This window comes from Ensifer canadensis (genome assembly GCF_017488845.2).
GTDB classification, from domain to species: Bacteria; Pseudomonadota; Alphaproteobacteria; order Rhizobiales; family Rhizobiaceae; genus Ensifer; species Ensifer canadensis.
This window is the reverse complement of record NZ_CP083370.1, coordinates 2,829,872-2,837,500: the sequence shown is the minus strand read 5'-3', so window position 1 is coordinate 2,837,500 and position 7,629 is coordinate 2,829,872. Positions and strand designations below refer to the sequence as shown.

The 7,629-nt window shown below is 58.6% G+C and carries 4 protein-coding genes, 1 tRNA gene and 2 rRNA genes (1 of these 7 running past the window's edge); 4 read left to right on the top strand and 3 right to left on the bottom strand.

Translation table 11 applies throughout. From position 1 onward, the window contains the following. The 4 genes from J3R84_RS13930 to J3R84_RS13915 form a co-directional block, all read left to right on the top strand. Positions 1 to 2,278, top strand: a 23S ribosomal RNA gene (locus J3R84_RS13930); it begins 518 nt to the left of the window's first position. A gap of 122 nt (positions 2,279 to 2,400) precedes the next feature. Beyond that, positions 2,401 to 2,515 (top strand): 5S ribosomal RNA (rrf, locus tag J3R84_RS13925). Between the two features lie 298 nt (positions 2,516 to 2,813). Further along, positions 2,814 to 2,890 (top strand) — tRNA-Met (locus tag J3R84_RS13920). Between the two features lie 397 nt (positions 2,891 to 3,287). Continuing rightward, positions 3,288 to 4,022 carry a response regulator transcription factor gene (locus J3R84_RS13915; protein ID WP_025428209.1) on the top strand — a complete coding sequence of 245 codons (735 nt, stop codon included), beginning with the start codon at positions 3,288 to 3,290 and terminating at the stop codon, positions 4,020 to 4,022. A 9-nt stretch (positions 4,023 to 4,031) separates the two neighbouring features. Here the strand turns inward: J3R84_RS13915 and J3R84_RS13910 are convergent, their stop codons facing one another. From J3R84_RS13910 to J3R84_RS13900, 3 genes are all read right to left on the bottom strand, one after another. Further along, the gene (locus J3R84_RS13910) at positions 4,032 to 4,301 is read right to left on the bottom strand and encodes a transposase (RefSeq protein ID WP_025428208.1); all 270 of its coding nucleotides are present in this window, start codon (positions 4,299 to 4,301) and stop codon (positions 4,032 to 4,034) included. 115 nt (positions 4,302 to 4,416) lie between these two features. Then, positions 4,417 to 5,859: an HlyD family type I secretion periplasmic adaptor subunit gene (locus J3R84_RS13905; protein WP_025428207.1), complete on the bottom strand. Its 1,443-nt coding sequence runs from the start codon at positions 5,857 to 5,859 to the stop codon at positions 4,417 to 4,419. Positions 5,860 to 5,874: 15 nt separating this feature from the next. Further along, positions 5,875 to 7,590, bottom strand: coding sequence for a type I secretion system permease/ATPase (locus J3R84_RS13900; protein ID WP_203527919.1), 1,716 nt, complete (start codon positions 7,588 to 7,590; stop codon positions 5,875 to 5,877). Positions 7,591 to 7,629: the final 39 nt, after the last annotated feature.

Sequence of the window (7,629 nt, the reverse complement as noted above, 5' to 3'; positions counted from 1 at the left end):
AGCACCCCGACAAGGGGAGTGAAATAGAACCTGAAACCGGATGCCTACAAACAGTCGGAGCCCGCAAGGGTGACGGCGTACCTTTTGTATAATGGGTCAACGACTTAGTGTGACGAGCAAGCTTAAGCCGATAGGTGAAGGCGCAGCGAAAGCGAGTCTGAACAGGGCGTTCAGTTCGTCGCATTAGACCCGAAACCGAGTGATCTAGCCATGAGCAGGTTGAAGGTTGGGTAACACCAACTGGAGGACCGAACCCGCATCTGTTGCAATAGATTGGGATGACTTGTGGCTAGGGGTGAAAGGCCAATCAAACTCGGAAATAGCTGGTTCTCCGCGAAAACTATTTAGGTAGTGCGTCGACCGAATACCCTCGGGGGTAGAGCACTGGATGGGCTATGGGGACTCACCGTCTTACTGATCCTAACCAAACTCCGAATACCGAGGAGTACTAGTCGGCAGACACACGGCGGGTGCTAACGTCCGTCGTGAAGAGGGCAACAACCCTGACCTCCAGCTAAGGTCCCCAAGTCATGGCTAAGTGGGAAAGGATGTGAGGATCCCAAAACAACCAGGATGTTGGCTTAGAAGCAGCCATCATTTAAAGAAAGCGTAACAGCTCACTGGTCTAATTAAGGGTCTTTGCGCCGAAAATGTAACGGGGCTAAAGCCATGCACCGAAGCTGAGGATACGTCGCAAGACGTGTGGTAGCGGAGCGTTCCGTAAGCCTGTGAAGGGATACCTGTGAGGGGTCCTGGAGGTATCGGAAGTGCGAATGTTGACATGAGTAACGATAAAGAGGGTGAGAGACCCTCTCGCCGAAAGACCAAGGGTTCCTGCTTAAAGTTAATCTGAGCAGGGTTAGCCGGCCCCTAAGACGAGGCGGACACGCGTAGTCGATGGGAACCACGTTAATATTCGTGGGCCTGGTGGTAGTGACGGATTGCTTAACTTGTACATTCTTATTGGATTGGGTGTGCAGGGACGCGGTTCCAGGAAATAGCTCCACCGTATAGACCGTACCCGAAACCGACACAGGTGGTCAGGTAGAGTATACCAAGGCGCTTGAGAGAACTATGCTGAAGGAACTCGGCAAATTGCACGCGTAACTTCGGAAGAAGCGTGACCCTTTTTGACGCAAGTCAGAAAGGGTGGCACAGACCAGGGGGTAGCGACTGTTTATCAAAAACACAGGGCTCTGCGAAGTCGCAAGACGACGTATAGGGTCTGACGCCTGCCCGGTGCTGGAAGGTTAAGAGGAGGGGTGCAAGCTCTGAATCGAAGCCCCAGTAAACGGCGGCCGTAACTATAACGGTCCTAAGGTAGCGAAATTCCTTGTCGGGTAAGTTCCGACCTGCACGAATGGCGTAACGACTTCCCCGCTGTCTCCAGCATAGACTCAGTGAAATTGAATTCCCCGTGAAGATGCGGGGTTCCTGCGGTCAGACGGAAAGACCCCGTGCACCTTTACTATAGCTTTACACTGGCATTCGTGTCGGCATGTGTAGGATAGGTGGTAGGCTTTGAAGCAGGGACGCCAGTTCTTGTGGAGCCATCCTTGAAATACCACCCTTATCGTCATGGATGTCTAACCGCGGTCCGTTATCCGGATCCGGGACAGTGTATGGTGGGTAGTTTGACTGGGGCGGTCGCCTCCGAAAGAGTAACGGAGGCGCGCGATGGTGGGCTCAGACCGGTCGGAAATCGGTCGTCGAGTGCAATGGCATAAGCCCGCCTGACTGCGAGACTGACAAGTCGAGCAGAGACGAAAGTCGGTCATAGTGATCCGGTGGTCCCGCGTGGAAGGGCCATCGCTCAACGGATAAAAGGTACGCCGGGGATAACAGGCTGATGACCCCCAAGAGTCCATATCGACGGGGTTGTTTGGCACCTCGATGTCGGCTCATCGCATCCTGGGGCTGGAGCAGGTCCCAAGGGTTTGGCTGTTCGCCAATTAAAGCGGTACGTGAGCTGGGTTCAGAACGTCGTGAGACAGTTCGGTCCCTATCTGCCGTGGGTGTAGGAATATTGACAGGATCTGTCCCTAGTACGAGAGGACCGGGATGGACATATCTCTGGTGGACCTGTTGTCCTGCCAAGGGCATAGCAGGGTAGCTATATATGGAATGGATAACCGCTGAAGGCATCTAAGCGGGAAACCAACCTGAAAACGAGTATTCCCTTGAGAACCGTGGAAGACTACCACGTTGATAGGCTGGGTGTGGAAGTGCGGCAACGCATGAAGCTTACCAGTACTAATCGTTCGATTGGCTTGATCGTTCCCATTGCTCATGCTCATCATTGATGAGCGACGTGTTCAAAACAAAACGAGGCGGTTTATCCTCCTCACCAGCTTCTCATTCGGTTTGCCCCAGCTAAGGGCAAATCTTGCGCTTTGCCGACCTGGTGGTTCTGGCGGGGTGGCTGCACCCGTTCCCATTCCGAACACGGCCGTGAAACGCCCCAGCGCCGATGGTACTTCGTCTTAAGACGCGGGAGAGTAGGTCGCTGCCAGGTCTGCAAAACGCAAGATAAAAAAACCGCCGCTCCCCTTCGAGGCATAGCCGAGAAGGACAAGGCAGCGGCGAAAACAAACCGAAAATCTTCTCTGAACAAACGCTCGGCCAAGCCGAAACGCAAGGGCCGCCTACAAGCGGCCTTTTTGCTTAGGTAAAATCAGAACGTCCCTTACGCGAGACAAATCCGTCGGATTTGCTCGGCACAGACCGTAAATCCCAAAGGGATTTACCTTATCGCGATAAACCGCACAGCGGTTTACGCACCGGATAAACCGCATAGCGGTTTACCGAGATGGCGCGGGGTGGAGCAGCCCGGTAGCTCGTCAGGCTCATAACCTGAAGGCCGCAGGTTCAAATCCTGCCCCCGCAACCAAATCAAAAAAAAAGCCCGCCAGGTAAATCCGGCGGGCTTTTTGGCGTTCTGGGACCAACTCCAAAGCGATGATCAGGCGGAAGGTATCGCCGGAACGGCAACCGGTTCAGCGTCCATTTTGACAAAACGAGAGCGGTATCTCGCCGAACTCGGTTGCAAAATTGTGACCGCTGCGATGATAGGCTTTCGATCATCGTCGCAACGAACTGGGTGTATTTTACTACTCAAGATATGTTACAGCGCCCAACGCCAGTGAGTGCGCTTAAAAAAACCGTATGTTGTCAACGGTTTGCCGGGACTGGTCCGATCGGATTAATCCCCATTTTCTCATGACATGATGCATGTTCGGGCATAGTATGCTGACCTTAGAGGTTGCAAACATCCTGGGGGTCGGCTCGTGTCCATCAGTTCAGGAACGCTGCGCCGCAAAGGGCGCAATGCACCCACCGGTATCGTCGTCGAACCGCATACTCTCGCCCGCACTGCCATTGTCACGCTGCTGGAGCGCGAACTGGCGGGGTGGACCTTCATCGACATGATCTCGACCGCGAGCCTGGACAGGGCACTCGGTATGGACATCCGTCTGATTACGCTGGATCTGGCGGGGAGGGACGTCGGAAGCAGCAGTCTGCGTTCCGATCTTGCGGCCATCTCCGAGCGTTTCTCCGATGCGCCGATCGCCTTGCTGTCGGACACGGACGATATCTCGATGGCAACGCAGGCGCTGCAGATGGGCATCCGCGGCTTCTTCACAACGTCGCTGCCAATCGAAATCGCTCTTGCGGGCCTCAGGTTGGTGCTGGCGGGCGGTGTGTTCTGTCCGCATCCGCTGGGGACCTTTGGCGATGGGACAGCGCTGCATTTGAGGCCTGAAGAGGCTGACCCCGCCAGGCGGCCGCGCCGCGACGATCTCCTTCATGCCGACTTCACGCCGCGGGAAACCGATGTTCTGGCTGAGTTGCAATGCGGCTCGTCCAACAAGGTTATCGCCGGCAAGCTGAACCTCTCGGGGCATACCGTGAAGATGCACCTCCAGCACATCATGCGGAAGCTGCAGGTTCAGAACCGCACGGAGGTCGTTGCCCGACTGGGCGGCAGGGCATCGCCGCGCAACGGATTGGCGATACCATAGTCGCTATCGTTATTTCGAGGCTTTCGCTAGCATCTCGCTCAGTGTCGCGGCCGTCAACATGGCTTCGGCCAGCAGTTTTTTCAGCTTCTGGTTTTCCAGCTCCAGCGCGCGTATGCGCCCAACGTCGAAGCCGACGGTTCGAAGCTGTGAGGATTGCCAGCGGTAGAAGGTCGGCTCGCTGATGCCATGGCGGTGGCAAACTTCCGCTACCGTCGCGCCGGTCCGATGTTCCCTCAGAATACCCATGATTTCGTCGTCGTCGAATTTTCGTTTGCCCATTATCGTATCCTTCGGCCGGATCAGGGGTGCCCGCGAGCCAAGAGTGGGGTGCGTCGGCAACAACGGAGCCGCACCTTCATTTGCACCGTGCACGGAGCCACCGGCCAAGGCTGTGTCAGTCCTCACGAAATGCTCTGTTGAAACTGTCAAGCAGTGGTCTCAATGCATAGAGCGCCACGCTGTTCGTACCCGTTTCGATCAGCGTTTGGGCCGGCATGCCCGCGACCAACTCGACCTCGCTCATCGTGGCCAATCGTTCATCAACGACATGGATCGTCGCGGCGTAGTAGGATTGGCCGGTCTGCTTGTCGACCAGACGGTCCGCCGAGACATATTCGACCTGACCTTTCAGCAGCGGGACCCGACGCTGGTTGTAGGGGAGCAGATGCACCTGCGCCGTGAGGCCGGGATGCACGAGATTGATGTCCTCTGGCCGGACGCGGGCGGTGACGATCAGGCGGCCTTTGCGTGGAACGAGATCGACAAGCGGTTCACCGGCGCCGATAACGCCGCCGGTTGTATGGACCCGCAAGTCCATGATCACGCCGTCCTCAGGCGCCCTGATCGCAGTTCGCGCAAGCTGGTCGTCGATCGCACGCAGCCTTTCGCTCAGTTGCAGGATCTGCGTTTCCGTTTCGCGCATGGTTTGCGCCACCTCGTTCAGGCGATCGCTTCGAAGCTTGACGAGATAGGCCTGGGCTTCGCTGATCACTTGATAGGCACGGGAGATCTGGGCGGCGCTTTCGCCGACCCGCCCGCTGATATCGGCCTTTTCCCGTTGCAGATTGAGGACACGGCTCTTCTTTTCCAGCCCCTTCTTGGTCAACGTCGTGACGCTCTCCAACTCCTGTCTGGAGATTTCGACACGTTCGCTCAGAGCCGCCTTCTGTGCGGTGAGACCGGCGACCTCCTGCTGCACCTGTTTCATCTTTTCTTCAGTGATCGCAATTTCGGCGCGCATGACCTGGCGGCGGGTTTCGAAAATCCGCTGCTGACCGGTGACGATCGCGTTGATCGCGGGATTGTCGACCATGGCGGCCAGCATTTCGGGCGGGTAGGTTATGCTGTCGGCATCGTCCTGCTCGGCAAGCAAACGCGCATGCCTTGCCTCCGCATCCCAGAGCTGCCCCTTCAGGCTGTCCCGCTCCGAGCGGAATTTGGTGTCGTCCAGGTCGATCAGGATCTGGCCGGAGGTAACGGTATCTCCGTTCTTGATGCGGATCTGCCTGATGATGCCGCCTTCGAGATGTTGGATGGTTTTGCGGCTGGATTCCGGTTCGACGACCCCCGAGGCGACTGCCGCGCTGGTAAGCGGTGCCAATGCCGACCAGGTGCCGAGGCCGACGACGAAAAAGCCGATGAGCAGATTGCCGGTCCTGGCGACGGAGCGAAGCCGCGACATCGGCGAGGCGGCGGCGAGTTCGATCGGCACGAGGCCGTCGGTCGGCGCATAGGTAAGCAATTTGCCGATTTGACCTTGCGCCTTTGCCAGATGATTGGCCGCGCTGCTTGCAACAGCGGATCGTGATGGAGGCCGGTCGATCTGTGCGGGGAGCATTGTGCGATCCCCCTCCTATGTTCCGGTCCGCGCCGGCGGTTGAAGATGAGTCTCAAAAATCTGTTCGCTGTCGCCGAAGGCGTCGACCGTGCCGTTGCGCAGGATGGCGATCTTGTTGGTGACAGGCAGAATTCCCATGCGATGGGTGATGACGACGACGATCATGCCGCGCGACCTCATCCGCGATATGGCGGTGAACAGCTTGCGCTCGCCGTCGTAGTCGAGGCTCGAATTGGGATCATCGAGCACCACCAGCGACGGATTGCCGTAGGCGGCGCGTGCCAAACCAAGCTGCTGGCGCTGCGCCCGCAGGAGCAGGCCGCCGCCTTCGCCGATATCGGTGTCGTAGCCCTTGGGCAGTCGCATGATCGTTTCATGCAAGCCGACGAGCTTGGCCGCCTCGATCGCCTTGCCGGGGTTGGATCCGTCCAGCCGGCCAATGACATCCTTGACGGCGCCGCCGAAGAGCTCGATGTCCTGCGGCAGGTAACCGACATGGCGTGTGCCCGCGCAAAGCCGCAGGGCGGAGATATCGACGCCGCCGAGAAGTGCACATCCGCTCGTGGCCGGCTCGACGCCTGCCATGATCCGGCCGAGCGTCGACTTTCCCGATCCCGATGGTCCGATCAGGGCGACGCAGTCGCCCGGCGCCAGGCGCAGGGTTACGCCCCGCAATATCTGGCGATCGGCATAGGGCAGGGTGTAGCCGACACTGTCGAGGATAAGGCCGCTCGGTTCCGGCACGGGAACCATGCGCGCGTCGCTGTCAGCGGCGACCGCAATCAGCATCTGATTGAGCCGTTCGAAGGCGCTGCGGGCAAAAGCAAAGGAGCGCCAGGCACCGATCGCCCCTTCGACCGGGGCAAGGCCGCGGCCGAGCAGCAGGCTGGCAACGAAGATGATGCCCGGACTGCTGTTTTCCTCGAGCACCAGCCAGGTGGCAGCACCCATCATCAGGATCTGCGTGAGCGTACGCAAGGATTTTGACAGGCCAAGAATGATCTCGGTGCGCTGCATCGCGGCATCCTGTGCCTTCCTGGCCGCTTCGGCGTCGCGGTAGACGATCTGCGCGGCGCCGTCCTGCATGCCCATCGCACGGATAACCTGGATGTATTTGAGCGCGGTCGCAAAGCGCACGTAGCTGCGCGCAAGGGCGCGGTTGGCGTGGGTGAGCGGACGTCGGGTCGCCAGTTCGGTGAGGACGGCCAGGAGCAGCAGCGAGACGGCGCTCAGCACGCCGATCACGCCGAGCAGCGGATGGACGAGAAACAGCAGCAGCAGGAACACGGGCGCCCAGGGAACGTCGAAGAGCAGCGAACTTGCCGGCGAATCCAGAAACTGCCTGAGCGTCGACAGGTCCTTGTAGCAATCGGTCGCAACTGCGGTGCTGGTACGGGCGCCATATTCGAAGGAGGCCGTGAGAACCACCGGGCGCAACCGGTGATCAAGCCAACTGCCGATGCGCGACAGGGCGGCGCGGCGAACGATATCCAGGAGCGATCCGACCACCACGGCGACCGCAACGATCAGCGTCAGCATCACCAGCGTATCGGCGCTGCGGCTCGACAGCACGCGATCGTAGATCTGCAGCAGATAGATGGAGGGGGTGAGCAGAAAGAGATTGTAGCCGCAGCTATAGAGGAAGACCAGGCCAAAGGCGCTGGCGCAGGCCCTGAGGGCCATGACCAGATGCGTTGGTTCGCGCGGCGTGGGTGTCGAATTGGCTGTCATTATCAGATCTCGGTGCAATCGATTCTGACAAGGCAAGGG

Excerpts from the sequence above, each read along its gene's own strand:
- J3R84_RS13910 (WP_025428208.1), bottom strand. The coding sequence starts at position 4,301 with ATGGGCAAACGAAAATTCGACGACGACGAAATCATGGGTATTCTGAGG.
- J3R84_RS13900 (WP_203527919.1), bottom strand. The coding sequence starts at position 7,590 with ATGACAGCCAATTCGACACCCACGCCGCGCGAACCAACGCATCTGGTC.
- J3R84_RS13905 (WP_025428207.1), bottom strand. The coding sequence starts at position 5,859 with ATGCTCCCCGCACAGATCGACCGGCCTCCATCACGATCCGCTGTTGCA.